The sequence below is a fragment of the Herbaspirillum sp. Sphag64 genome (genome assembly GCF_014192645.1).
Lineage (GTDB): Bacteria > Pseudomonadota > Gammaproteobacteria > Burkholderiales > Burkholderiaceae_D > Herbaspirillum.
Genome location: NZ_JACHYE010000001.1, coordinates 43,805 through 68,299 on the forward strand (window position 1 = coordinate 43,805; position 24,495 = coordinate 68,299).

At 57.5% G+C, this 24,495-nt stretch carries 19 protein-coding genes; 8 read left to right on the top strand and 11 right to left on the bottom strand.

What is annotated here, in order from left to right; genetic code table 11:
* The first annotated feature begins 138 nt into the window (after positions 1-138).
* Positions 139-2,427: a bifunctional (p)ppGpp synthetase/guanosine-3',5'-bis(diphosphate) 3'-pyrophosphohydrolase gene (locus tag FHW66_RS00210; protein WP_255458753.1), complete on the top strand. Its 2,289-nt coding sequence runs from the start codon at positions 139-141 to the stop codon at positions 2,425-2,427.
* A gap of 28 nt (positions 2,428-2,455) precedes the next feature.
* Here the strand turns inward: FHW66_RS00210 and FHW66_RS00215 are convergent, their stop codons facing one another.
* Positions 2,456-3,391 carry a LysR family transcriptional regulator gene (locus tag FHW66_RS00215; RefSeq protein ID WP_183377718.1) on the bottom strand — a complete coding sequence of 312 codons (936 nt, stop codon included), beginning with the start codon at positions 3,389-3,391 and terminating at the stop codon, positions 2,456-2,458.
* A gap of 159 nt (positions 3,392-3,550) precedes the next feature.
* Between FHW66_RS00215 and FHW66_RS00220 the strand changes: the two genes are divergently transcribed.
* A complete protein-coding gene (locus FHW66_RS00220) occupies positions 3,551-4,159 on the top strand; it encodes an FMN-dependent NADH-azoreductase (RefSeq protein ID WP_183378592.1) in 609 nt (202 codons plus the stop codon).
* A 135-nt stretch (positions 4,160-4,294) separates the two neighbouring features.
* Here FHW66_RS00220 and FHW66_RS00225 read toward each other — a convergent pair whose 3' ends face one another.
* The 3 genes from FHW66_RS00225 to FHW66_RS00235 form a co-directional block, all read right to left on the bottom strand.
* A complete protein-coding gene (locus FHW66_RS00225; RefSeq protein ID WP_183377719.1) occupies positions 4,295-5,173 on the bottom strand; it encodes a pirin family protein in 879 nt (292 codons plus the stop codon).
* 36 nt (positions 5,174-5,209) lie between these two features.
* Positions 5,210-6,070, bottom strand: coding sequence for a pirin family protein (locus FHW66_RS00230; protein ID WP_183377720.1), 861 nt, complete (start codon positions 6,068-6,070; stop codon positions 5,210-5,212).
* Between the two features lie 69 nt (positions 6,071-6,139).
* Positions 6,140-6,523, bottom strand: coding sequence for a DoxX family protein (locus FHW66_RS00235; RefSeq protein ID WP_183377721.1), 384 nt, complete (start codon positions 6,521-6,523; stop codon positions 6,140-6,142).
* Between the two features lie 205 nt (positions 6,524-6,728).
* Between FHW66_RS00235 and FHW66_RS00240 the strand changes: the two genes are divergently transcribed.
* Positions 6,729-7,661, top strand: a complete 933-nt coding sequence (locus FHW66_RS00240; protein WP_183377722.1) for a LysR family transcriptional regulator — start codon at positions 6,729-6,731, stop codon at positions 7,659-7,661.
* A 15-nt stretch (positions 7,662-7,676) separates the two neighbouring features.
* On the opposite strand, the gene FHW66_RS00245 is transcribed toward FHW66_RS00240, so the two are convergent.
* Genes FHW66_RS00245 through FHW66_RS00255 form a run of 3 tightly spaced genes read right to left on the bottom strand, consistent with a single transcriptional unit; the run spans position 7,677 to position 10,196 of the window.
* Positions 7,677-8,678, bottom strand: coding sequence for a GlxA family transcriptional regulator (locus FHW66_RS00245; RefSeq protein ID WP_183377723.1), 1,002 nt, complete (start codon positions 8,676-8,678; stop codon positions 7,677-7,679).
* A 28-nt stretch (positions 8,679-8,706) separates the two neighbouring features.
* Positions 8,707-9,954 (bottom strand): MFS transporter, encoded by a 1,248-nt coding sequence (locus FHW66_RS00250; protein WP_255458815.1) that lies wholly within the window; start codon positions 9,952-9,954, stop codon positions 8,707-8,709.
* Complete coding sequence (locus FHW66_RS00255; RefSeq protein WP_183377725.1) at positions 9,954-10,196, bottom strand: DUF1272 domain-containing protein; 243 nt, start codon at positions 10,194-10,196, stop codon at positions 9,954-9,956. The genes FHW66_RS00250 and FHW66_RS00255 overlap by 1 nt, the downstream gene beginning before the upstream one ends.
* Positions 10,197-10,479: 283 nt before the next feature.
* On the opposite strand from FHW66_RS00255, the gene fnr reads away from it, so the two are divergent.
* The gene (gene fnr / locus FHW66_RS00260) at positions 10,480-11,232 is read left to right on the top strand and encodes a fumarate/nitrate reduction transcriptional regulator Fnr (RefSeq protein ID WP_183377726.1); all 753 of its coding nucleotides are present in this window, start codon (positions 10,480-10,482) and stop codon (positions 11,230-11,232) included.
* An 11-nt stretch (positions 11,233-11,243) separates the two neighbouring features.
* Here fnr and FHW66_RS00265 read toward each other — a convergent pair whose 3' ends face one another.
* From FHW66_RS00265 to FHW66_RS00280, 4 genes are all read right to left on the bottom strand, one after another.
* Positions 11,244-13,697: a DNA polymerase II gene (locus FHW66_RS00265; protein ID WP_183377727.1), complete on the bottom strand. Its 2,454-nt coding sequence runs from the start codon at positions 13,695-13,697 to the stop codon at positions 11,244-11,246.
* 67 nt (positions 13,698-13,764) lie between these two features.
* Positions 13,765-14,556 (bottom strand): enoyl-CoA hydratase, encoded by a 792-nt coding sequence (locus FHW66_RS00270; protein ID WP_183377728.1) that lies wholly within the window; start codon positions 14,554-14,556, stop codon positions 13,765-13,767.
* Entirely contained in the window at positions 14,553-15,713 is a 1,161-nt protein-coding gene (locus tag FHW66_RS00275; RefSeq protein WP_183377729.1) for an acyl-CoA dehydrogenase family protein, read from the bottom strand. The genes FHW66_RS00270 and FHW66_RS00275 overlap by 4 nt, the downstream gene beginning before the upstream one ends.
* A 145-nt stretch (positions 15,714-15,858) precedes the next feature.
* Complete coding sequence (locus FHW66_RS00280) at positions 15,859-19,491, bottom strand: indolepyruvate ferredoxin oxidoreductase family protein (RefSeq protein ID WP_183377730.1); 3,633 nt, start codon at positions 19,489-19,491, stop codon at positions 15,859-15,861.
* 383 nt (positions 19,492-19,874) lie between these two features.
* Here FHW66_RS00280 and FHW66_RS00285 point away from each other — a divergent pair, with 383 nt between their 5' ends.
* From FHW66_RS00285 to FHW66_RS00300, 4 genes are all read left to right on the top strand, one after another.
* Positions 19,875-20,030, top strand: a complete 156-nt coding sequence (locus FHW66_RS00285) for a hypothetical protein (protein WP_183377731.1) — start codon at positions 19,875-19,877, stop codon at positions 20,028-20,030.
* Between the two features lie 306 nt (positions 20,031-20,336).
* The gene (locus tag FHW66_RS00290; RefSeq protein WP_183377732.1) at positions 20,337-21,455 is read left to right on the top strand and encodes a putative 2-aminoethylphosphonate ABC transporter ATP-binding protein; all 1,119 of its coding nucleotides are present in this window, start codon (positions 20,337-20,339) and stop codon (positions 21,453-21,455) included.
* A 7-nt stretch (positions 21,456-21,462) separates the two neighbouring features.
* A complete protein-coding gene (locus FHW66_RS00295; RefSeq protein ID WP_183377733.1) occupies positions 21,463-23,247 on the top strand; it encodes a putative 2-aminoethylphosphonate ABC transporter permease subunit in 1,785 nt (594 codons plus the stop codon).
* 72 nt (positions 23,248-23,319) lie between these two features.
* Positions 23,320-24,342, top strand: coding sequence for a putative 2-aminoethylphosphonate ABC transporter substrate-binding protein (locus FHW66_RS00300; protein WP_183377734.1), 1,023 nt, complete (start codon positions 23,320-23,322; stop codon positions 24,340-24,342).
* The last annotated feature ends 153 nt before the right edge of the window (positions 24,343-24,495 follow it).

Genomic DNA, 24,495 nt, shown 5'->3' on the forward strand with positions numbered 1-24,495 from the left:
TGCTGATAACCCGAATCTATGAGCCTGACACCTCAAGAATCACCTGCCGGTTCACCGTTATCAGTACCGCCCAGTAGTATTCCTACCCGAGCGCCAACTGGCCGCTCGGGTACGAAAATCGCAGTCAATGCCTCACCAATGCCTGCGAGCGCTTCAAATACTCCTCATCCTGCAAACACGCCAACGGCCTCAAGTCATTCTGGCAATGGCAGTTCGACGACTGCATCTTCGGCCAACCCGAATAACGCGCCTCCAGTCACAGCTCCAGCCTTACATAGCGGCGTTGCCACCTTCACCCACCTGACCCTCAAGCTCGAAGAGTATCTGACGCCTTCTGATCTCAAAAAGGTCAAGGAAGCCTATCGTTTCTCAGATGAAATGCATCTGGGCCAGATGCGCAAGTCGGGCGAACCTTATATCTCGCATCCGCTTGCCGTGGCCGAAATCTGTGCCGACTGGAAGCTTGATGCGCAAGCCATGATGGCTGCGCTGCTGCACGATGTGATGGAAGATCAGGGCGTCAAGAAGGAAGAACTGATCGAACGCTTCGGTTCCCAGGTAGCGTCACTGGTCGATGGACTGTCGAAGCTCGACAAGATCGAGTTCCAGAGCCAGATCGAAGCGCAGGCTGAGAACTTCCGCAAGATGCTGCTGGCTATGGCGCGCGATGTGCGCGTGATTCTGGTGAAGCTGGCAGATCGCCTGCACAACATGCGGACGCTGGGCTCCATGCCGCCCGACAAGAAGCGTCGCATCTCGCGCGAGACCATGGAAGTGTATGTGCCGATTGCACACCGGCTCGGGCTCAACAACATCTATCGCGAGCTGCAAGAGCTGTCCTTCGCGCACCTGTATCCGCTGCGTCACCGCACACTGCACAAGGCGGTCAAGGCCGCCCGTGGCAACCGTCGCGAAGTCGTCACCAAGATTCTCGAATCGGTTACCAGCACGCTGATTGCCGCTGGCATTCCCGCGCAAATCGATGGCCGAGAAAAAACGCTCTACGGGATTTACCGCAAGATGCGCAACAAGCACCTGTCGTTTTCGCAAGTGCTTGACGTGTATGGTTTCCGTATCGTGGTCGACAGCTTTGCCAACTGTTATGTGGCACTTGGCACACTGCATTCACTGTTCAAGCCGATGCCCGGCAAGTTCAAGGATTACATTGCCATTCCCAAGCTCAATGGCTATCAATCGCTGCACACCACGCTGATCGGTCCCTATGGAACGCCGGTCGAGTTCCAGATCCGCACCCAGGAAATGCACCGCGTCGCCGAATCCGGTGTGGCTGCGCACTGGCTCTACAAGGATGACGAAGGCGGACTGACCGATCTGCAGCAACGCACGCATGCCTGGCTGCAATCGCTGCTGGATATCCAGAAGCAGACTGGTGACTCTGCCGAATTCCTGGAGCACGTCAAGGTCGACCTGTTCCCTGATTCGGTTTATGTATTTACCCCTAAATCAAAGATCATCGCCTTGCCACGCGGTGCTACAGCGCTCGACTTTGCCTACAACATTCATACTGATGTGGGCGACCAGACCACCTCTGCGGTGATCAATCATGAGCCGGCACCATTACGCACAGAGTTGCACAACGGTGACATCGTTGAAATCATTACCTCACCGTCCTCGCGCCCCAGTCCCAACTGGCTCGGTTATGTGCGCACCGGCAAGGCGCGCTCGGCGATCCGGCATCGGCTGCGTACCGCCAATCTGAATGAATCACAGGCCATGGGCAAACGTTTGCTGGCCAACGCGCTCAATACACTGGGGCTGGACTCAGACCTCCCAAGCACCATCATCGAACGTCTGCTCAACGAATCTAGCGCCAAAACCATGGATGAACTGTATGCCGACATCGGCATCGGCACCCGCATGGCACCGCTGGTAGCACGGCATATCATGGGCATGGTGGAAGGCAATACAGCTGTACCTCAGCTCGATGTAGAAGGCCAGATGCTGCCGTCCAAGCCGGACCCGGTCGTCATTACCGGTAACGAAGGCGCAACCGTTCAGCTGGCATCCTGTTGCCTGCCGATCCCTGGCGACAAGCTGCTTGGTAACCTCAAGCATGATCAGGCACTGATCATCCACGTGGAAGATTGCGAGACCGCCAAGCGCTATCGTGAAAAAGAACCCGATCGCTGGATTGAAGTGACCTGGGCCAATGAAGTCGACCGCCGCTTTGAAGCACGCATCAAGATTCTGATTCACAATCAGAAAGGCACGCTGGCACGCATTGCCTCTGCCATTGGCGAGGCCGATGCGCATATCGTCTCGGTCACCATGGATGATGAAGGTGATCAATCCATGAAACATCTGCGCTTTACCTTGCTGGTGGAAGACCGCGTGCATCTGGCGCGTACCATGCGCGGCATCCGCACCATCAACAGCGTCGCCCGGATCCTGCGCGAACGGGGCTAGTCAGTCTTTGCTACTGGTTTGATTGCGTCTACTCCTGTGGCAAGCCGGACTGGTCTTCCTGCAACGCGACAAATGGATTGTGGCGCAGCCTCTCGCCGACAAAATCAATCAAGGCGGTAACCGCCAGTGATACATGCCGTCGATGCGGATAGACTGCATAAAACCCGCTCAGGTCGCGCAGGTATTGCGGCAACACCGTCACCAGATCGCCGCGACGAACATCCTCAGCGGCCACCAGCATCGGCAGCAGCGATATTCCCAATCCAGCACGCGTGGCGCGCAACAGTGCTTGCGCCGAGTTCGCGCACAGGCGCGGCGTCACCCTGATCGACTCCATCCCCTGCGGCCCTTCGAGCCGCCACAAGGTCTGCGCAGCGCTACTCGATGCTGTCAGGCAATCATGCTCCTGCGCCAGTTGCTCAAGTGACTCCGGTACACCGCGTCGCGCCAGATAATCTGGACTGGCCAGCAGGCAACGGTAACTATCTCCCAGCTTGCGCGCCACCAGACTGGAATCGGGCAATTGCCCGCCGCGGAACGCAACGTCAATCGCGTTGGCGATCAGATCGATATAATCGTCGCCGAGCTGAAACTCCAGAATAACCTTGGGATAGGTTTGCATGAATTGCGTGACCAGCTCGACCCCGAAGTTATCGAAAAAATCAGCCGGTGCCGCCACCCGCAACTGACCATGCGGTTCGCCATTTCGTTCGGCCAGATGAGAACCCGCCTGCTGGATGTCTTCAATCCCGGCGGCGCAGCGTTCAAAAAAATCCCGTCCGGCGGCCGTGGTATTGAGCTGCCGGGTTGACCGCTGGAGCAATCGCACTCCCAGACTCTCCTCAAGCAGTTGCACACGACGGCTCACCGTATTGGGCGGCATGCCAAGCCGACGCCCGGCTCCCGCAAAGCTGCCGGCACGCACGACGTGCACAAATACCGCAATATCGTTGAGATCCAACATGATTCATTCCATAAATGGACTAGTGAAACCCAATTCTCCCATCTATTTATAGTAATGAAAAGTGATTATGCTCTGTTCATCCGTTTTACCCGCTGGTCACTACCGAGTGATCAGTCCGAACAACCGATCCGATCCAATCCAACCGATTAAAGGTCCATGATGAGCACACTCTTGCATATCGACTCCAGCGCCCGCTTCAGCGGCTCCCTCACACGCGAACTCAGCGGTGCTTTCGTTGCACAATGGCAAGCCAAAAATCCTGGCGGCCGCGTCATTACCCGTGATGTTGCTGCAGAACCGTTACCGCACCTGAGCGAATCCATGCTGGGTGCTTACTTCACTCCTGCCGATCAGCGCAGCGCCGAGCAACAGGCAACCATCGCGGTGTCAGACAAGCTGGTCGATGAAGTGATCGCAGCAGATACCCTCGTCATCGGCATCCCGATGTACAACTTTGCAGCGCCATCGGCATTCAAGGCCTGGATCGATCACATCTGCCGCGCTGGCCGTACTTTCAAGTACACCGAAAACGGTCCGGTTGGCCTGCTGTCGGGCAAGCGCGCTGTGGTCTTCCTGACCCGTGGCGGCGTGTATTCGGAAGGCCCAGCCAAGGCCTATGACTTCCAGGCTGGTTACATCAAAACCGTCCTTGGCTTCATCGGCATTACCGATGTCGAAGTGATTCTGGCCGAAGGCGTCGCGATGGGCGAAGAAAAGACCAAGGAAGCGCTTAGCCAGGCGCATCAGGCACTGAGCGCTGCGGTTTAATGCGCTGACAGGTAATTGCTTAGTCTTCTGCCAGATCGGATGATCTGACGGAAGGCAAAAACAAAAAGCCCAGCAATTGATTTGCTGGGCTTTTTACTGGCTTTTTGTTGGCTGCGGCTTAGCGCCTCTTGATGATTACTTCTCGGGCAGAGGAATCCATTCGACCTCACCCGGCACGAGCGGGAATTTCCCGTGATCCTGTGCACGCCAAGCGAGTCGTGCGGCATCAATCAACTCTTTGGTACTGGCTACAAAATTCCATGACACAAAGCGTGGAGCGTCCATCGGCTCTCCGCCCAGCAGCATGAACAGCGTGTCTTCCTGCGCTTCCAGACGCACTTCCACGCCCTGCTCCAGCACCGCCAGTACGCCAGCTTCCAGTGCGTCGCCATCGATACTGACACTACCTCTGACGACATACAGTGCGCGCTCGCTATAGTCAGCCGGGATGCTGATACCAGCACCGGCCTTGAGCTGTCCACACAGATACAGTGTGGCGCTGGAGGCTTTGACCGGCGAGGTATGACCAAAGGCCGATCCCACCAGCAAATGCAGACTGGCACCAGCCAGCGTAATGGTTGGCATGACCTCGGCCGGATAGTGTACAAAGCTGGGATCGCCCTGCTCTTGCTCCTGCGGCAATGCGACCCACATCTGCAAGCCATGTACCGGTGTTTTGGCGTCACGGATATCCTCAGGAACCCGCTCCGAATGGACGATGCCACGCCCGGCCGACATCCAGTTGACGGCTCCCGGCGTAATCCGCTGCACCACACCCAGGCTGTCGCGATGGACCATTGCACCAGAAAACAGGTAAGTGACGGTCGCCAGACCAATATGCGGATGCGGACGGACGTCGCCTTCAGTGGTATGGCTGTCAAACTCGACCGGACCCATATGATCGAAGAACACAAATGGGCCTACGGTGCGGGCGGCGGCTGCCGGTAACAAACGCCGTACCGGGAAACCAATGTCACGCGTGAGACCGTGGATCAGATGACGAATACTGCTCATGGGAGTCCCTTTCAGATTATTCAGATTGATTCAGTTTTAGAGCCGGCCTTGACGAAAATCGTCAATCGCCTGTTCCACCTGCTCACGGGTATTCATTACAAACGGTCCCCATTGCGCAATCGGCTCGTTCAATGGCGCACCAGCGATCAGCAGGAAGCGCGTTTCCACGTCCGCATGCAGAGCAACACCTTCGGCCGCTGGTGTATTGCTCAGAATCGCCATACGACCAGCTGGCGCCTTACGGGCCTGCGCGGCATCAGGACCGATCTGCAACTGCCCTTCGTACACATACAGGAAAGCATTATGCGTTGCCGGAATCGGCAGCGCCAGATCTTGCCCTGCCTGTACATGCAGATCCAGATACAGTGGTGCCGTGGTGGGACGGCTAATCGCGCCCTGCACACCAAAAGCCTCACCCGCGAGCACTCTTACCTGTACCCCATCCTGCGGGCTGATCTCGGGAATGCCAGCGGCCGGAATATCGCTGTAGGCCGGATCGATCATCTTGTCTTTACCAGCCAGATTAACCCACAGCTGAAAACCGCTCATCAGGCCATCTTCCTGCTCCGGCAACTCAGAATGCACCAGCCCACGTCCGGCAGTCATCCACTGCATGCCACCCGGCTCCAGCAAGCCTTCATTGCCCGCATTGTCGCGATGGCGCATACGGCCCTGCAACATGTAGGTGACGGTTTCAAAGCCGCGATGCGGGTGATCAGGAAAACCAGCCAGGTAATCCTCAGGTTGGTCCGAATGGAAATGGTCCAGCATCAGAAACGGATCCAGCCGACGTTGCAAATCGTGGGTTAACACGCGTGTCAGGCTGACACCAGCCCCATCTTGGGTTGCCATGCCGGTGACCAGACGTTCCAGCTGGCGGGTAAAAGTATTGCTCATGTTTTTTCTCCAGTGATGAACAAGCAAGCCGGGACATCGTTGCCCCGACTTGCTCGCCCGTTGATGGTTTTAGTTCTGCTCTGGCTTGACTGCCCACACTAGCAACAGGCCGCCGATGATGGAAATGTTCTTCAGAAAGTTGACCATTTGGGCCTGTGCCTGCGCCGGATCAACCGCCCAGAAGCGATGTGCCGACAAGGTGGCACCAACCGTGAACAAGGCAATGAGCAACGCTGCAGGACGCGCAAAACGACTACCCGTCAGCAACAGCAAACCACCACCGACTTCAACCAGGATCGTCAGGCAAACGGTGAAGGTAGGCACCGGCAAGCCAAGGCTGGCCATGTACTGCACGGTACCAGCAAAACCAATGATCTTGAAAATGCCCGAGATAACGAACAGGGAAGCCAGCAGTGCGCGGCCCATGACGAATACAGGTTTGGAAATGGTCATGATCAGACTCCTCGACAATTGAACGACATACAGTGAATGAATTAACGTAATGCAATAAAGACAGCATTGCCTTGAAGAACAGCCTGTCGCGTCAGCGGGAAGGGCTTTGAATCAAAGCGTGATGAGAGAATAGCGCGCCATTTATGCACATGAAATTGATTATTTTTCTATAATCAATATCTATTTATTAGATATTGTTGACATCATGAACATAGAACGGTTCTCGCTCGACCAGTTACGCGTATTTGCCCAGGTGGTCGATAGCGGCAGTTTTCTGGGCGCGGCACGGGCACTGGCGCGCGCGCAGTCGGCCGTCAGCTATGCCATTGGTGCGCTGGAAAGTCAGCTCAACGTGCCGCTGTTTGACCGCAGCGGCTATCGCCCGCAACTCACCGAGGCGGGTGGCGCCCTGCTGCGCGACGCCAGACAGGTACTCGATCAGGTTGATAGCCTGCAGGTACGCGCCAATGCCTTTGCCAATGGTCAGGAGCTGGAGGTCACGCTGGCGGTGGATGTGTTTTTCCCGACATCCTGTCTGGTCGACTTGTTGCGCCGTTTCCGGGATGCGTTTCCAGCCGTGACGGTGCGGCTCGAAATGGAAGCATTGGGTGCCGTGGCAGAACGTGTCATTGATGGCCGTGCGATGCTGGCGATTTTGGGTACCTTGCCCACCACACCGCCGAACTTGCTGCGGATGAGCCTGCCCACGATCTTGCTGGTTGGTGTGGTAGCGCCGGATCATCCGCTGGCCGCAATCGAGGGCCGCATACCAGACCAACTACTGGCGCAGCAAACCCAGCTGGTGCTGAGCGACCGTAGTGAACTGACGGCGCGCCAGGATTATTCGGTCCATTCACGACTGACCTGGCGCATGAGCGACCTCAGTACCAAGCACGCATTGCTGCTGGCAGGCATGGGCTGGGGGTATATGCCGGAACATCTGGTGCGCGATGATTTACGCAGCGGTAAGCTGGTGCGGGTCAGTACCAGCCAGCATCCGCCGACCGGCATGGCATTACCGATCCAGTGCGTGTACCGCCCGGATCAGCGTGCCGGTCCGGCGCTCGGCTGGTGGCTTGATGCCTTGACGGCATTGACTACGCTGGATGGTGAGATGAATACCTTGCCGCAGTCGTGATGATCAGCACATTGATCAGTGCGCAGAAAAGCGGCTGCGATATTGCGCGGGACTAATGCCCAGCTGGCGCTGAAACACTCGCCGCAAGTTTTGCTCTTCGCCATGGCCGGTATCGTCGGCAATCCGCTTGATCGGCAGATCGGTTTCTTCCAGCGCCCGACAGGCCGCTTCCAGACGCATGGCCTCGACCGTCTTGGCAGGCGTGCGTCCCAGCTCGGCGACATAAGTCCGGGCAAAGGTCCGCGCCGTCATGTTGACGCGGCTGGCCAGTGCTTCGACCCGTAGATCCTGCTGGAGATTGGCGGCAATCCAGGCATGCAGTTCATCAAAGCGGGCCTGCTCGGACGATTGTGATACCAGCAGCACGCTGAATTGCGACTGACCGCCGGGGCGTTTGATGAACATCACCATCTGACGCGCCACCGCAATTGCCACGGCATGCCCATAGTCTTGCTCAATCAACGCCAAGGTGAGATCAATCCCGGCAGTGACACCCGCCGAAGTCCAGATGTTGCCAGCGCGAATAAAGATCGGCTCGGGATCGACTTCAATCTGCGGATGTTGCTGCTGAAGCCGCACTGCCCAGTCCCAATGCGTGGTCACACGCTTGCCGTCCAGCAGTCCTGCCGCCGCCAGGAGAAAGGCACCAGTGCACACCGAACAGACGCGCCTTGCACGCCCGGCATGACGCTGAATCGCGTGCACCAGTTGCGGATCGGTCTGAAAGGTATCATCCACACTGCCGCCGGGAGCAATCAAGGTATCGATCTGCTGCGTCTCCAGTGCAGACAACGGCTCGGTCATCACCGTCAGACCGGCACCGGTCAGCAAGGGCCCGCCCACGCTGGAAAAGACGCGCACCTGATAACGCGGATGAGCAGGCAGCACTGGCGCCGCGACCCGGCACGCCGTAGCAAAGGCCTGCACTGGCCCGCTGAGATCAATCAGATTCATGCCGGGATAAGCCAGCAAGGCAATCTGCAGCGGTTTCCCACCAACTGTTTTCGCAACCGGCATCACCAACCACTCCCTCCTTGAACAGAATTCACGACACCAACGCCGCGCCGCTGAGCACCTCTGCGCGCATCCAGTAAAGACTCAGCAAGGTTGCCACCAGCAACAGCGGTAACACCGCCAGATTCAGCACCGACCAGCCATAGACGGCCAGCAACGGACCCGCTCCCAGCGTGGCCAGTGCCGTCGCAGCATAGCGCAAAAACTCGGACAAGCCTTGCGTTCTGGCGCGCTCCGAGGGGCGGTAGGATTGTGCCAGCAAGCTCGTACCACCGACGAACATGAAATTCCAGCCAATGCCCAGACACAATAATGCAGCGTAAAAGCCTGGCAGTGAGGTCGACAGCGTCGCGATCACGACACAAGCAAGGGTTAACCCAATCCCCGCCAGCACCATTTTCCCGATTCCGAAGCGTTGCATCAGGCGTGCTGCAAAAAAGGACGGCGCATACATTCCCACCAGATGCCACTGAATGATATTGGCACCATCATTGATGCTGTGCTGGCATCCGACGGCCGCCAGCGGTGCAGCCGTCATCAGTAGCATCATCACCATGGAACCAACGACATTGTTGGCCAGCGCCGCCAGAAAAATCGGTTGTCGCACGATCTCCATTGTCGACCGGGCTGGCATTAACTCGGCCATTGCTGGTGTTTCCATTGCCGCGGACAGCGGTGTTTGCTCCCGATAAAACAGTGCCAGCACCAGCACCGAAGCCAGCCCCAGTAAAGCCACCATCAGATAAGCCCCGGCAAATAACGCTGCGGGAAACAGATCCTTGCTCCAGGCGGCCAGCGCCGGTCCCAGGACGGCGGCAATAACGCCACCGGTCATGACGGCAGAGACCGCACGACTCTTCGCCGCCGGCGCTGCCAGATCGGCTGCCGCCAGCCGGTAATACTGGGCAAAAGCCTGAAACACGCCGACACAGGCGGTGCCGAGACAGAAACTCCAGAACTGCCCGTGGAACACCGACCAGACCGAAATCACGCCACCGATGGCACACGTCAGTGCCCCCAGCATGAAGCTTAGGCGTCGCCCCCAGCGCTGGATCAGGAACGCCGCAAACCAGGTCACCAATGCACCGGCAACCGTGATCAGCGCAAACGGCAAGGTGGCCAACGCCTTGTTGGGTGCCAGCTGCCAGCCCGTCAGTGCGGTCAGGGTCAGATCAATCGAAATGGCACAAGTATACAAACCCTGACACACGGCCAGAATGCGTGCCTGCTGTGGCGTGCCTGTCGGCAAAGCAGGATTGGACAAGGAGCTGCTCCCCATCATGCTGCGCATGGCACACGGTGATGCACGCGCTCAGTGGACGCCGGATTGTTAAGCAGACGATCTGCTGGCCGTCGTGGTCGCTGCAACAGCTCACCGCCACAGTTGGGACACACACCGCTTAACCTGTCGCGGACACAGTCTGCGCAAAACGTACATTCAAAGGTACAAATTCTGGCTTCCTGTGATTCGGCCGGCAAATCCTTGTCGCAGCATTCACAATTGGGTCTCAATACAAGCATGGCGTGCTCCTGATCACGTTTTTATCCACCTCGATGGTGTGCCGCCATTTTCGGATTTTGGGCAAAATACGGTCAATGACACAAAACTGTCAATTCCTGCCAATTCCCGCCATTTGCACGATCGTTCGATAATGCGCACATACGCTTCCGAAGGCGGCCCGGAATCAAGTAGACTACGCATCTCGATGATCGAAAATAATGCGCAATTGACTAGAAATTAGTTAGTTTGCCAAAAAGCAATTACCCTAGTCCCTCATCGTAAATTACGGAGACTGACGTTCTCATGTCGAATCTAGCAAGCAGCCCTATTCCATTGACGGTACAAGCCTTGCAGGCTGGTTGCGCTGCCTGCAGCATGCATCAGCTATGTCTGCCAATGGGGCTGGATGATAGCGATATGCAGCGGCTGGACCAGATTATCGGGCGGCGTCGCAAAATCAAGCGTGATCAAAGCCTGTATCGGGTCAACTCGCCGTTCACCACGCTCTATGCGATTCGTCTGGGTCACTTCAAGACCTTCCAGATCAACAGTAATGGCAGCCAGCAAATTACAGGCTTCCAGATGGCTGGCGAATTGCTGGGGATGGATGCCATCGGCACCGGCCAGCACCAATGTGAAGCGATTGCGCTGGAAGACAGCGAAGTATGTGAAATCCCCTTTGCTCAGCTGGAAGAGCTGTTCCAGGATATGCCCCAGCTGCTGCGTCAGTTCCACCGCATCATGAGCAAGGAAATTTCGCGTGAGCAAGGCGTCATGCTATCGCTCAACAGCATGAGCGCACAGCAGAAGCTGGCGGCGTTTCTGATCAACCTGTCGTCGCGCTATGCGGCACGCGGCTACTCGGCGAGCCGCTTCCAGTTGCGCATGACGCGCGAAGAAATTGGCAACTACCTAGGTCTGGCGATTGAAAGTGTCAGCCGTCTGCTGACCAGCTTCAAGAAGACTGGCCTCATTGATGTTCAGCATCGCGAGCTGGAATTGCTGGACATGCCAGCACTGCGTTCCATCGCGCTCGGTACGGCCCCCTGCGCCTGAACGCGTACCGCCTAAAACAGCGTCTGCTGCAAGGTCACCAGCTGCGCAAAATCATCCTGTAAAAACGGCAGAATGGCATCGGCTACCGGTTGCAACTGGCGCGTCACATAGTGTTCGTAGTCAATCATGGCCGGCTGCTGTGACAGGGTTTCCAGTGGTTCTGGTCCATTTGTGGTCATCACGTAACTGATCCAGCCACCGTGCTGATATTGCAGTGGCCGTCCCCGTTCCCGATTGAATTCATCGGCGCGTCGTGCAGCCCTGACATGCGGTGGTACATTGCGCTCATACGCCTGCAAGGGGCGTCGCAGGCGCTTGCGATAGACCAGTTGCTGATCTAGCTCACCGCGTAGGGTACGCGCGACGTAATCACGCACGTACTCCCGATACGGCTCGCCACGGAAGATGCGACGGTACAGCTCCTGCTGAAATTGCTGTGCCAGTGGAGTCCAGTCAGTGCGGACACTTTCCAGTCCTTTGTAGACCATCTCCTCGCGGCCATCGGGCTGGCTCACCAGACCGGCGTAGCGTTTCTTGCTGCCAACCTCGGCACCCCGCACATTGGGCATCAGGAAACGGCGGTAGTGGGTGTCGTATTCCAGCTCCAAGGCATTGTCGAGCCCGAATTCGCTGGTCAGATGGGCGCGCCACCAGTCATTGACATGCTGCACCAGCCGCTGCCCGATTTCCTGCGCGCTGACCTCGTCATGGGCATGACGCAGCCAAACGAAGGTCGAGTCGGTGTCGCCGTAAATGACCTGATACCCCTGTTGCTCAATCAGTTCGCGGGTACGGTGCATGATCTCGTGACCACGCATGGTGATTGATGATGCCAGGCGCGGATCAAAGAAGCGGCATCCAGTTGAGCCCAATACGCCATAGAGCGCATTCATGATGATTTTCAGGGCTTGCGACAACGGCTGGTTACGCGCTCGCTTGGCGGCTTCACGACCTTGCCAGATCTGTTCAACGATCGCTGGCAGGCGGTGCTGCCGACGCGAGAAACGGGCTCCACGAAACCCGGGAATCGAATCCGCATCGTCAGGATGCGCCAAGCCTTCGACCAGGCCTACCGGGTCAATCAGAAAGGTACGGATGATCGAGGGATACAGGCTCTTGTAATCGAGCACCACAACCGAGTCGTACAAGCCAGCTTGTGAATCCATCACAAAACCACCCGGACTAGGCTCACCGGCGGTATCCCCAAGATTGGGGGCCACATAACCGAGGCGATGCATATGCGGCAGATACAAGTGACTGAACGCGGCGACGGAACCGCCACTGCGGTCAGCCGGCAAACCGGTGACCGTCGCCCGCTCAAGCAGAAAGCTGAGCAGCTCGGTCTTGGCAAAGATGCGTGTTACCAGCTCGCAATCCTTGAGGTTGTAGCGTGCCAGCGCGGGCTTGTCTTCGGCAAAGCGCCGATTGATTTCCGCCATGCGGTCGTAAGGATTATCGATCGCCTTACCCTCGCCCAACAGCGTTTGGGCCACCGACTCCAGACTGAACGAGGGGAAACTCCAGGTCGCCGAACGCAAGGCTTCGATGCCATCAATGATCAGCCTGCCAGCAGCGGAGGCAAAATAATGGTCTTCAGTGTAACCATGCTCACGCCACTCAAGCGCACTACCATCACGCCCGAATCGCAAAGGCACATTGAGCCGCTCTGCATGCTGCTGCAGGATGCGTAAATCGAACTGCACCAGATTCCAGCCGATGATGGCATCCGGATCATGGGTCGCCATCCATTCATTGAGACGATGCAACATTTCGGCCCGGGTATCGCAGTAAGTGAGTGTGAAATCAAGCTCCGTCGACACCCCATTGGCTGGACCCAGCATATACACCTGGCGCTGTTCGCACCCCTCCAGCGCAATCGAATAGAGTTCTCCCTGCTCGGTGGTTTCGATATCCAGCGATACCAGCCTGAGGGTCGGACGATAAGTCGGCGCCGGCTTCAGCTGGGTCTCCAGCAACGCGGTACCAGATTTTGCTGCGGGCGCAGACAGAAGTGTTCCAAAGCGCACCGGGGCGGTGATGAAGCGCTCCATCATGAAGCGCTCCGGCGGTCGGATATCCCCCTCATAGACGGTGATACCGTGTTGTTTGAGGCGTTTTTCCAGCTTCATCAGTTGCCGATGCTGACGGCAATACAGCCCCAGCACCGGGCGTTGCTGAAAATCCTTGAGCGCCAGCGCGCGCAACTCGACGTCTCGTTCCTTGCCAAGCAAGGCCTCGGTTTGTGTGCGTTGCTCCAGGGGGATAAAGGCGACGGATGGTTGCAGTGGCAAGCGAATCCATTGTGGCCCGTCATCGGTGGCCAGCCAGAAATCGACCTCGGTACCGGCTGCAGTGTCGCGCCAGTGTCGGGTCAGGATGAAGCCGTCACGCCATTGGCCCGGCGCTTCCGGCTGTTCTGCTCGTTCTTGTTTTTCTTGTTGCGCTGATTGCTCTGCTGGTTCCACTGCATCGTCCTGCACCTGCAGGCCCTGGTTACTGAGCCTGCAGTATACGAGATACCAGATAGGAGAATCAGGCGTTTTTCCAGACCGGACTGCGTTTTTCGAGGAAGGCCTTGACCCCTTCCTGCTGGTCTTGGGTGTCAAACAGATCAATGAACAGTTCCCGCTCGACCGGCAGGTTCGATGCCGGGCTTTGATGTCGTGCGCCCTGAATCAGTTTTTTGCAGGCCGCCACGCTGGAAGGGCTTTGTCGACCTACCTGCTCAGCCAGCGCCACGGCACGCGCCAGTGCCTGCCCCGGCTCCACCACTTCTTCTACCAGCCCGATCCGCAAGGCGGTCTCGGCTGTGACACGTTCACCACAGAGGATCATGCGCTTGGCCCAACCCTCACCGACCAGCCAGGGCAGCAATTGGGTACCACCAGCACACGGCAGCAGGCCAACCGCTGCTTCCGGCAAGGCCATTTGCGCCTGCGTCTCCACGATGCGGATATCGCAGGCCAGCGCGCATTCCAGCCCGCCACCCATCGCATAACCATTGATGGCGGCAATCGACACGCCACGGAATCCGCTCAGTGTTTCAAATGCCTCACCAAACAGGCGCGCCATCGCGCGCGCAAGCGCCTTGTCACCATTGGCAAAGAGCTTCAGGTCCGCACCTGCCGAGAAAAATTTCTGTCCTTCGCCCGTGACGACCAGACTGTAAATCTCGCGGTTGTGGTTGAGATCACTGACCAGCCGCTTGAGGTCCGCCAGACTCTCTGCGGTCCAGGTATTGGCGGGTGGATTGGACAAGGTCAGCACAGCCACATTGCCCTGCACTGCGAGTTTGAGATTGTGATAGTGGGAACCGTTGCTCATCGAATATCCTCATTTGAATCGTTTGCCAGCAGATGACGCGCAATGATCACGCGCATGATTTCATTGGTGCCTTCCAGAATCTGATGCACCCGCACATCGCGGAAGTAGCGCTCCAGCGGATAGTCGCGGATATAGCCGTAACCGCCATGCAGTTGCAGCGCTTCATTGCAGATCTTGAAGCCAAGATCGGTCGCCAGCCGTTTGGCCATGGCGCAATAGGTGGTGGCGTTGGGTGAACCGGCATCCAGCTTGCACGCCGCCAAGCGGACCATCTGACGGGCTGCCACCAGCTCGGTCTGCATGTCGGCCAGCTTGAACTGCAATGCCTGAAAATCGGCAATCGGGCGATTGAACTGACGACGCTCCTTCATGTAAGCATGCGCAATATTGAGTGCGGCCTGGGCAGCCCCAACTGAGCAGGTCGCGATATTGATGCGCCCCCCGTCCAGTCCCTTCATGGCGAACTTAAAACCTTCGCCTTCCGCACCGAGCAAATGACTGGCGGGAACCTTGACGTTGTCGAAGCTGATGGTACGGGTCGGCTGGCTGTTCCAGCCCATCTTGACTTCTTTCTTACCATAGCTGATGCCAGGCGTATTGGCCGGCACCACAATGGCTGAAACCCCCTTGGCACCCTCACCGCCGGTACGCGCCATGACCACCAGCACATCGGTGGCACCTGCACCCGAGATAAAAGCTTTGGAACCATTGAGCACATAATGCCCCTGCTCCAGCCGCGCACTGGTCTTGAGGGACGCTGCGTCAGAGCCGGAACCGGGCTCAGTCAGGCAATAGGAACCGATCTTGCGCCCGGCGGCGAGGTCTTCACACCAGTGCGCCTTAAGCTCGGCGGTGCCCCAGCTGGCAATCATCCAGCTGACCATATTGTGGATGGTCAGATAGGCAGCGGTAGACGGACAGGCAACCGCCAGTTCCTCGAACACCACAGTCGCATCCAGCCGTGACAAGCCCAGCCCGCCATGCTCTTCCGGCGTATACAGACCGCAGAAGCCGAGTTCGCCCGCCTTGGCGATGACATCCAGCGGAAAGTGCGATTCTTCATCCCAGCGTGCTGCGTGCGGTGCCATTTCACCTGCAGCAAACGCACGCGCGGTGTCCTGAAATGCCAACTGATCCTGATTCAGTTCGAAATCCATGTTTGTCTCCGTTGTCGTTCTTTATGTGTTTTTTATCACCGACCTCTCAGGCCGATGGTATTTGAGGAATAGCTTAGCGCAAAAGCACGAGATGGGATGTCGCCGCGGCGACAGTCCCCTACCTGCCAACATACGCTTGCGCACCTTATGCGGCCACCATCTTTGCCTGCACCGATTGCGGCAACTGATAACGGCTTAACAACGCCTGCTGGCGTTGCTGCATCCGCATCAATGCGGCCTGCTTGACATGCCCATAGCCCCGCAATTGCTCTGGCAGGCTGGCAATCTCGATGGCCAGTACCAGCTTCTCCGCGCTCAGGCCCTGTAGCAGCAGTTTCACCGTCTCCCGGTAGCTGGCGATCAAGGCCCGTTCGCCCCGCCGTTCAGCCTGATAGCCGAAGATATCGAGCTTGCTGCCGCGCAAGTGCCTGCCGCTTGCCAACACCTTCAGTAACGGCATGACCCAGCGACCATAACGACGCTTCTGCAACACCCCCTGCGCATCCTTTTTAGCAAACAGCGGCGGTGCCAGATGGAAACTGATGGTGTAGTCGCCCTCAAACTGCTGTTGCAGCGATTGCAGGAAGCGGGCATCGGTGTACAGCCGTGCCACTTCATATTCATCCTTGTAAGCCATCAGCTTGGACAGGTTACGGGCCACCGCCAGCGTCAGCTTGTTACCCAGCCCCAGTGCCTGCTCTTTTGCCCTGACATGCTCCACAAAGTCCGCAAATTGCGTCGCGTAAGCCGCATCCTGATAATCGGTCAGAAAAGCCACCCGGCGCTTGAGCAAGCCATCCAGTGTCTGCGGCATCTGCAACAGCACTGGCTGGGCTGGCACCGCAATGCGCTCGACCTTCTGCAGATCGACGGCGGCACGGCGGCCCCAGAGGAAGCTGCGCTGATTGCTGGCAACCGCAACCCCATTCATCTCGATGGCACGCAGCAAGGCGGCCTCGCTCAGTGGTAAGGCACCGCGCTGAAACGCATAGCCCAGCATGAACAGATTGGTGGCGATGGCATCGCCCATGAGCGCGGTTGCCAGTCGGGTGGCGTCGATGAACTCAGCCTGCTGATCAACCGCTTCCAGAATCAATGTCTTGACTTCCTCCAGCGGAAATTGCCAGTCCGGATTTTTAGTGAACTGGCCCGGTGGCTGCTGATGCAGGTTGACCACGGCACGGGTGCGTCCGGGACGCATCTTGGCAATCGCCTCATGTGCCCCGGCAGTCAACATGTCGCAGCCCAGGATCAGATCGGCCTCACCGGTGGCGATACGCTGTGCGCGGATAGCCTGCGGGTGACGGGCAATGCGCACATGCGAAGTGACCGAACCATTCTTTTGCGACATCCCGGTCATGTCCAGCACCGAGACCCCCTTGCCTTCCAGATGCGCCGCCATCCCCATAAGCGCGCCGATGGTGATCACACCGGTACCGCCGATGCCATTGATGAGGATGTTGAAGGGAGTATCGCAATCCGGAATCACCGGCTCAGGCAAGGCACCGAACTCCTCTTCCCTGGCAGTTTTACCGGTGAGACTCTTGCGCAGCGAACCACCGGACACGGTGACAAAGCTGGGGCAAAAACCTTTGACGCAGGAATAATCCTTGTTGCAGGACGACTGATCAATCACCCGCTTACGACCAAATTCCGTTTCCAGCGGCAGGATAGAGGTGCAGTTCGATTGCACGCCGCAGTCGCCGCAACCTTCACAGACCGCTTCGTTGATAAACAGCCGCTGATTGGGATCGGGATACGCACCCTTTTTGCGACGTCGACGCTTTTCTGCGGCGCAGGTCTGATCGTAGATGATCACGCTGACGCCTGGCACAACACGCAGTTCACGCTGTACGGCATCCATCTCTTGCCGGTCATGCAACGTCACCGCCGCAGGCAACTGGCTGCGATCGGCATAACGTTCCAGATCTTCGGTCACTAGCGCAATGCGCTGCACACCTTCGGCCGCCATCTGCTGCGCAATCATCGGTACCGAGGTGATACCGTCAACCGGTTGGCCGCCCGTCATCGCCACAGCATCGTTGTAGAGAATCTTGTAGGTCATATTGACCTTGGCCGACACCGCCGCCCGAATCGCCAGATAGCCAGAGTGGAAATAAGTGCCATCACCAAGATTGGCGAACACATGCGGCAACTGCGAGAACGGTGCCTGACCAATCCAGGGTGCGCCCTCACCGCCCATGTGCGTCGTCAGTTTGTTGTATTCAGGGTAGATCGCGGTGGCCATCACGTGGCAGCCAATACCGGCCAGCGCCAGACTACCTTCCGGTACCTTGGTGGAGGTATTGTGCGGGCAACCGGAGCAATAATAGGCGGGCCGTGGTGGCGTGCTGACCGCCTTGCTCAGTACCGCATCCTTGGCATCGAGGAAGGCCAGCCTTGCCTTGATCAGGTCGCTCGTGTGAAATCGTGCGATCCGTGCCGCGATGACCCGTGCAATCTGTGCCACCGAAAAGTCAGCCTTGGAAGTCAACAGCCATTCACCGCGCGGCGCAACCCATTCCCCCTTTTCATCAAACTTGCCGATGATCCGGGGGCGCACATCGTCGCGCCAGTTGTAGAGCTGCTCCTTGAGCTGGTATTCGACCATCTGGCGCTTTTCTTCCACCACCAGAATTTCATCCAGACCTTGCGCAAAGGCACGTACGCCTTCCGGCTCCAGCGGCCACGGCATGGCAACCTTGAATAGACGCAAACCCAGTTCGGCAGCAAAGTCTTCGTCAATCCCCAGCTCACTGAGCGCTTCCAGCACATCCATATAGGATTTGCCCGAGGCAATAATACCCAGCCGTGCCTTGGGGCTATCGATCATCACGCGATTGAGCTGGTTGGCCCGGGCATAGGCCAGCGCCGCGTAAATCTTGTAATCCTGCATCAACGCTTCCTGCTTGCGCGCCTGCACGCCCAGCGTATCGGTGGACAGGCGGGCGTTGAGTCCACCCGGCGGCATCACGAAGTCGGCTGGCAGACGAATCTGCACACGATCAGGATTGGCATCGACCGACGCACTTGACTCGACCGTATCGGCCAGTGCCTTGAAGCCAACCACACAGCCAGAAAAGCGCGACATGGCCCAGCCATGCAGACCAAGATCGAGGTATTCCTGCACATTGCAGGGATACAGCATCGGAATCATCGAAGCGGAGAAAATATGATCCGACTGGTGCGGCAAGGTCGACGAATAAGCGCCATGATCATCGCCGGCGACCAGCAGCACGCCGCCTTTGGCGGAAGTGCCGGCATGGTTCATATGCTTGAGCACGTCGCCGCAGCGATCCACGCCCGGCCCCTTGCCGTACCACATGGCAAACACGCCCTCAACCTTGGCTGGGCCGATCAGATCGACCTGCTGCGTCCCCCAGACGGCGGTTGCGGCCATGTCTTCATTGGTGCCGGGGACGAAAGTAATCTGGTGTGCCTGCAGCTGCGGTTGCGCCTTCCAGAGTGCCTCGTCCAGTCCACCTAGCGGCGAACCACGATAACCGGAGACAAAGCCAGCGGTATTGAGCCCGGCCTGCTGATCACGCAGCTTTTGTAACATCGGCAGACGGACCAATGCCTGAATGCCGGATAAATAGATACTGCCCGACGTCGCGCTGTATTTGTCATCCAGACTGACAGCGGCCAGTGGGGTTGCAGGAGGTAAGTCAGAGGAAGCGGCGTGAGGGCTCAGGCTGGCGGGCAACCGGATCGTCTCTCCTGCCACGTCTGGCAGGACAGCCGATCCAGCAGACGGGGCTGCTGTACGGGGATGCATCGAAGTCTCCAAAATGTTGATTCAGATATCGTCTGTCGTTACCGCACCGGGTAGGATGCGCGACCGAGAGACGAGGGACCGTGGTAACGGTCTTCACTTCAGCTGGTCATTGCCAACTGCTGTGACTGAAGTCTAAGCCGATAGGAGAAATGGATGGAAATACCGATTATGGATAGGGGTATAAGTTTTAAATATAGCCCTGCACAGCAACCAGATATGGCTGACTACCCTCTCCCGATACGGACTAATCGGTGTTAACATCAGTAGCCTGCGGCATGGCTTGGTTCGTGCTTGCGACGGTCACCTACTCAAGCAACACGACAACATCGTGTAAAACCCAGCGAAAGCAAGGTTAGAGAAACTTCACCAACCATCAACGAGTCATGAAACGCGTCATTACCAGCATCCTTATTGCCGTCATCCTGTATTTTCTGCTGCCGCTGGTAGCCAGATTCATCCCACATCACCATTTACTGGTCGTCGCCGTGACTGCCGGGCTGGTGTCGCTGGCGGTGATCTCGATCATGGAAAAGGTGTAATCACCGCCCCCCGGGCGCACGCTGCAAGCTGCGCCCATTTGTCGTTCTCCTGCAAGTCCTTCATCACAGCCACCGCTATCGCTGATTGCCACTCAGCGCCGTCATTCAAAACCGGCTTCCAAACCTCCTTTTTTAGTAGGTAGCGACACCTCGCCACGGCATTTTTTTAGCTCATATATAGAGTAAATCTATAGTAAAAATCAGCTTCATAGATAACAGAGCAACTGTCATCCAGCGGTAACAATTGCGCCGTAATATCCGCTCACTTTCTGGCCTAGCCCACTACAGATTGAGTGAAAGAACGCAATGTCCAACCCGCTGTCCACGCCTGCTGATTCTCGCTTCCAACCAGAGGACGAGGCGTTTCTGTCGATCCGTCACGTCGCCAAACGCTTCGATGCTTTCACGGCGCTGGATCAGGTGTCGCTGGACGTGAAGCAAGGAGAGATGGTGTGCCTGCTGGGACCCTCCGGCTGCGGCAAGACCACTTTGCTGCGCGTGATCGCCGGGCTGGAGCGGCATGATCAGGGCAGTATTTTTGCTCACGGTGACGACATCTCGCTCCTGCCACCACAAGCGCGCGACTACGGCATTCTGTTTCAGTCCTATGCCCTGTTTCCTAACCTGACCGTGGCGCAGAATGTCGCCTATGGGTTAAGTGCCAAGCGTCTCTCACGCAGCCAGCAACAACAACGCGTGCAAGAAATGCTGGAGATGATTGGCTTGCCCGACAGCGGCAAGAAGTATCCGGGCCAACTCTCTGGTGGTCAGCAACAACGCGTAGCGCTGGCGCGTGCTCTGGCACCGTCCCCCTCCTTGCTATTGCTCGACGAACCACTCTCGGCGCTCGATGCGCAGGTGCGCGAACATCTGCAACTGGAAATCCGCCGTCTGCAAAAGCAATTCCATATCACGACACTGATGGTGACTCACGATCAGGAAGAAGCGATGGTCATGGCAGACCGTATCGCCATCATGCAACATGGCCGTATTGAGCAGTTTGATACACCGGATCGGATCTATCGTCAGCCTGCCACACCGTTTGTTGCCGACTTCGTCGGACAGGCCAACTGGCTTCCCTACGACCGGGTTGACGCCGCACACATCCGTATCGGCGCGCTGCAGCTTGAGGTTGCGCACAGCGTGCAGCAAGGCAGCGCAGATACCAGCAGTGGTCGCTTGTTCTGCCGACCTGAGGCAGTAGACCTGTTCCCGGCAGCGGACGCCTGTAACCGCTTCAGCGCCCGCGTCGTAGATCAGATTTACCTGGGCGACCGCTATCGCATGCTGCTGGAACTGGAGCAATTGCCCGGTCAGCGCCTGATGGCCGATATCACCAATGCAGTGCGTAGCCAGCTACCCGATATCGCCAGCGATGCACTGTGGATTTCGCTGCCACAACGCAGTCTGCAGTTGTTTTCCTGAAGCTGATATGCGTTCTACTGTCTCCCCTACTTCCCTGTCGACATTACCGAAGGGATCGACCGCCGATGCCTCTGCGCCAACTCAGGCAGCGCAGCGGTTGACCGCATCGCCACTGCAACGTCGCAATCGCAATAACGATGCCATCGTCAGCGGTACGCTGAAATATCTGCTGTTGCTGCTCCTGATTCTGGCGCTCGCCATGCCGCTGCTGGCAATGCTCGGGCAAGCCTTGCTGGATCATGGACAATGGGCTGGTCTGGCTCCGTGGCACAAACTGACGGCCAATCCCAACTTCGTACCGATGGTCGGCCGTAGTATTGGCGTCGCGGCAGCAACTGCACTGCTGGTCGTACCACTGGCTTACCTGTTCGCGTATGGCTTGCAACGCACATTGGCCCCAGCTAAAGGTCTATGGCGGGCGATTGCCTTGCTGCCGCTGCTGGCACCGTCGTTATTGCCGGGGATCGCGCTGATCTACCTGTTTGGTAATCAGGGCCTGTTCAAGGAATGGATGAACGGTAGCATCTATGGCTTCTGGGGCATCCTGCTGGGCGAAACCTTCTATACCTTCCCGCATGCGCTGATGATCCTGTTGTCCGCCCTATCGCTGGCCGATGCACGTCTGTACGACGCCGCAGCAGCCATGGGTGCCGGCAGCTGGAAGACATTCCGCAGCGTGACCTTGCCAGCCACACGCTACGGTATCTTCGGCGCCTTCTGTCTGGTGTTTACGCTGACCATTACCGACTTCGGTGTGCCCAAGATCGTCGGCGGCGCATTCAACGTACTGTCAGTGGAAGCCTATAAAGCGGTAGTTGGTCAGCAGCAATTTGATCGTGGCGCGCTGGTCGGCCTGTTGTTGCTGATCCCGGCACTGCTGACCTTTGCCGTCGATGGCTGGCTGCAACGTCGGCAACGGGCCCAGATGAGTAGCCGCGCCGAACTGCTGGTACCACGTCGGCAATGGCGACGCGACAGCGTCTATACCGTGATCATGCTGCTCATCAGTGCGGCCCTGCTACTGATGATCGTGGTTGCCATCGGTGCTTCACTGGTCAAGCTGTGGCCTTACAACCTCCAGCTCACACTGATGCACTACGACTTCGACAACATGGATGGCGGTGGCTGGCTGGCTTACTGGAACAGCCTGCAGCTGGCGCTGGGAACCAGCGTGGTCGGCACCATCGTGATCTTTACCGGGGCCTGGCTGATGGAAAAAACCCGCAGCAGCCGCCTCCTGAGCGCTGTGTTGCGACTACTGACCTTCCTGCCGATGGCGGTACCGGGACTGGTACTCGGCCTGGGCTTCGTCTTTTTCTTTAATCATCCGGACAATCCACTGAATTTCCTCTACGGTGGCATGACGATCCTGATCCTGTGCTCGGTGATGCACTTCTACACCAGTGCTCACCTGACGGCAGTCACTGCGCTCAAGCAGATTGATCCGGAGTTCGAAGCGGCCTCGGCGTCGCTCAAGGTGCCACTGTGGCGCACCTATCTGCGCATCACCGTGCCCTTGTGCCTGCCGGCGGTGCTGGAGATCTTCCGCTACCTGTTCGTCTCGGCCATGACCACGGTGTCGGCAGTGATCTTCCTCTATAGCCCCAACACCGTACTGGCAGCGATTGCCGTGCTGAACATGGATGATGCCGGTGATGTTGGTCCCGCGGCTGCCATGTCGACCCTGATCCTGCTGACCTCAATTGTCGTCTCGCTGTTGCTGCACTGGGGACTGGGTAGCTGGGTGAACAAGGCACAAGCGTGGCGCACTGCCAGCAAGAGAAGCACATGAATAACCGATTTGAATAGCCGATTTGATTTCCACCACGTCGTTTCTTTTTTTCTTAACCATCAGAAAGCAACCATGAAAACTTCAATCGTTCGTACCCTGCTGGCTGCCGTTCTTGGTACAAGTGCGCTGCTGTCGGCACACGCTGCAACCACATTGACCGTCTACACTGCGCTCGAAGCCGATCAGATCAAGGCGTATGAAACCGAGTTCAAGAAAGCCAATCCCGATATCGAAATCAAGTGGGTACGCGACTCGACTGGCGTGGTCACCGCCAAGCTGCTCGCTGAAAAAGCCAATCCAAAAGCTGACGTGGTCTGGGGTCTGGCGGCGACTAGCCTGGCCATTCTCGACAAGGAAGGCATGCTGACACCTTACGCACCGAAGAATCTGGGCAATATCGATGCCAAGTATCGCAGTGCCGCCAACCCACCAGCATGGGTCGGAATGGATGTCTGGGGTTCGGCCATCTGCTTCAACACCGTCGAAGCGCAAAAGCAAGGTCTGCCAAAGCCAACTTCCTGGGCTGACCTGACCAAGCCTGTCTACGCCGGCAAGATCGTGATGCCACATCCAGCCTCCTCCGGCACTGGCTACCTCGACGTCAGCGCCTGGATTCAAATGATGGGTGAAGACAAGGCCTGGGCCTACATGGACGCGCTGCACAAGAATATTGGTCAATACACGCACTCCGGTTCCAAGCCATGCAAGCTGGCCGCTACCGGCGAATTCCCGATTGGTATCGCTTTTGAATACCGTGCCGTGAAGACCAAGAAGGATGGCGCACCGATTGATATCGTTCTGCCATCGGAAGGTCTGGGCTGGGATGTTGAAGCCACTGCCATCATCAAGGGCACCAAGAATCTGGACGCTGCCAAGCGTCTGGCCGATTTCTCGGCCAGCAAGGAAGCCATGGAGCAGTACGAGAAGAACTTTGCAGTTGTCGCCGTTCCTGGCATTGCCAAGCCTGATGCCCTGCTGCCAGCGGACTACGAAAAGCACCTGTCGAAGAATGACTTCACCTGGGCCAGCACCAACCGTGATCGCATCCTGACCGAATGGAGCAAGCGTTACGAAAGCAAGGCTGAGCCAAAGTAAATGGTTTCATGATCAGGCAACCCTGCCTGATCAAAGCCTGAATTATTCGATCGCATCCTGCCATCAAGAACGACTGCGGCAGGATGCCCTTCTTCGGGATAAATACAAGATGTGTTTGCCCAGTTGCACTGCACTGGCAGTGGATTGAGCCAA

Coding starts and splice junctions, on each gene's coding strand:
- FHW66_RS00210 (WP_255458753.1), top strand. CDS start 139: ATGCCTGCGAGCGCTTCAAATACTCCTCATCCTGCAAACACGCCAACG.
- FHW66_RS00215 (WP_183377718.1), bottom strand. CDS start 3,391: ATGTTGGATCTCAACGATATTGCGGTATTTGTGCACGTCGTGCGTGCC.
- FHW66_RS00220 (WP_183378592.1), top strand. CDS start 3,551: ATGAGCACACTCTTGCATATCGACTCCAGCGCCCGCTTCAGCGGCTCC.
- FHW66_RS00225 (WP_183377719.1), bottom strand. CDS start 5,173: ATGAGCAGTATTCGTCATCTGATCCACGGTCTCACGCGTGACATTGGT.
- FHW66_RS00230 (WP_183377720.1), bottom strand. CDS start 6,070: ATGAGCAATACTTTTACCCGCCAGCTGGAACGTCTGGTCACCGGCATG.
- FHW66_RS00235 (WP_183377721.1), bottom strand. CDS start 6,523: ATGACCATTTCCAAACCTGTATTCGTCATGGGCCGCGCACTGCTGGCT.
- FHW66_RS00240 (WP_183377722.1), top strand. CDS start 6,729: ATGAACATAGAACGGTTCTCGCTCGACCAGTTACGCGTATTTGCCCAG.
- FHW66_RS00245 (WP_183377723.1), bottom strand. CDS start 8,678: ATGCCGGTTGCGAAAACAGTTGGTGGGAAACCGCTGCAGATTGCCTTG.
- FHW66_RS00250 (WP_255458815.1), bottom strand. CDS start 9,954: ATGGGGAGCAGCTCCTTGTCCAATCCTGCTTTGCCGACAGGCACGCCA.
- FHW66_RS00255 (WP_183377725.1), bottom strand. CDS start 10,196: ATGCTTGTATTGAGACCCAATTGTGAATGCTGCGACAAGGATTTGCCG.
- fnr (WP_183377726.1), top strand. CDS start 10,480: ATGTCGAATCTAGCAAGCAGCCCTATTCCATTGACGGTACAAGCCTTG.
- FHW66_RS00270 (WP_183377728.1), bottom strand. CDS start 14,556: ATGAGCAACGGTTCCCACTATCACAATCTCAAACTCGCAGTGCAGGGC.
- FHW66_RS00275 (WP_183377729.1), bottom strand. CDS start 15,713: ATGGATTTCGAACTGAATCAGGATCAGTTGGCATTTCAGGACACCGCG.
- FHW66_RS00280 (WP_183377730.1), bottom strand. CDS start 19,491: ATGCATCCCCGTACAGCAGCCCCGTCTGCTGGATCGGCTGTCCTGCCA.
- FHW66_RS00285 (WP_183377731.1), top strand. CDS start 19,875: ATGAAACGCGTCATTACCAGCATCCTTATTGCCGTCATCCTGTATTTT.
- FHW66_RS00290 (WP_183377732.1), top strand. CDS start 20,337: ATGTCCAACCCGCTGTCCACGCCTGCTGATTCTCGCTTCCAACCAGAG.
- FHW66_RS00295 (WP_183377733.1), top strand. CDS start 21,463: ATGCGTTCTACTGTCTCCCCTACTTCCCTGTCGACATTACCGAAGGGA.
- FHW66_RS00300 (WP_183377734.1), top strand. CDS start 23,320: ATGAAAACTTCAATCGTTCGTACCCTGCTGGCTGCCGTTCTTGGTACA.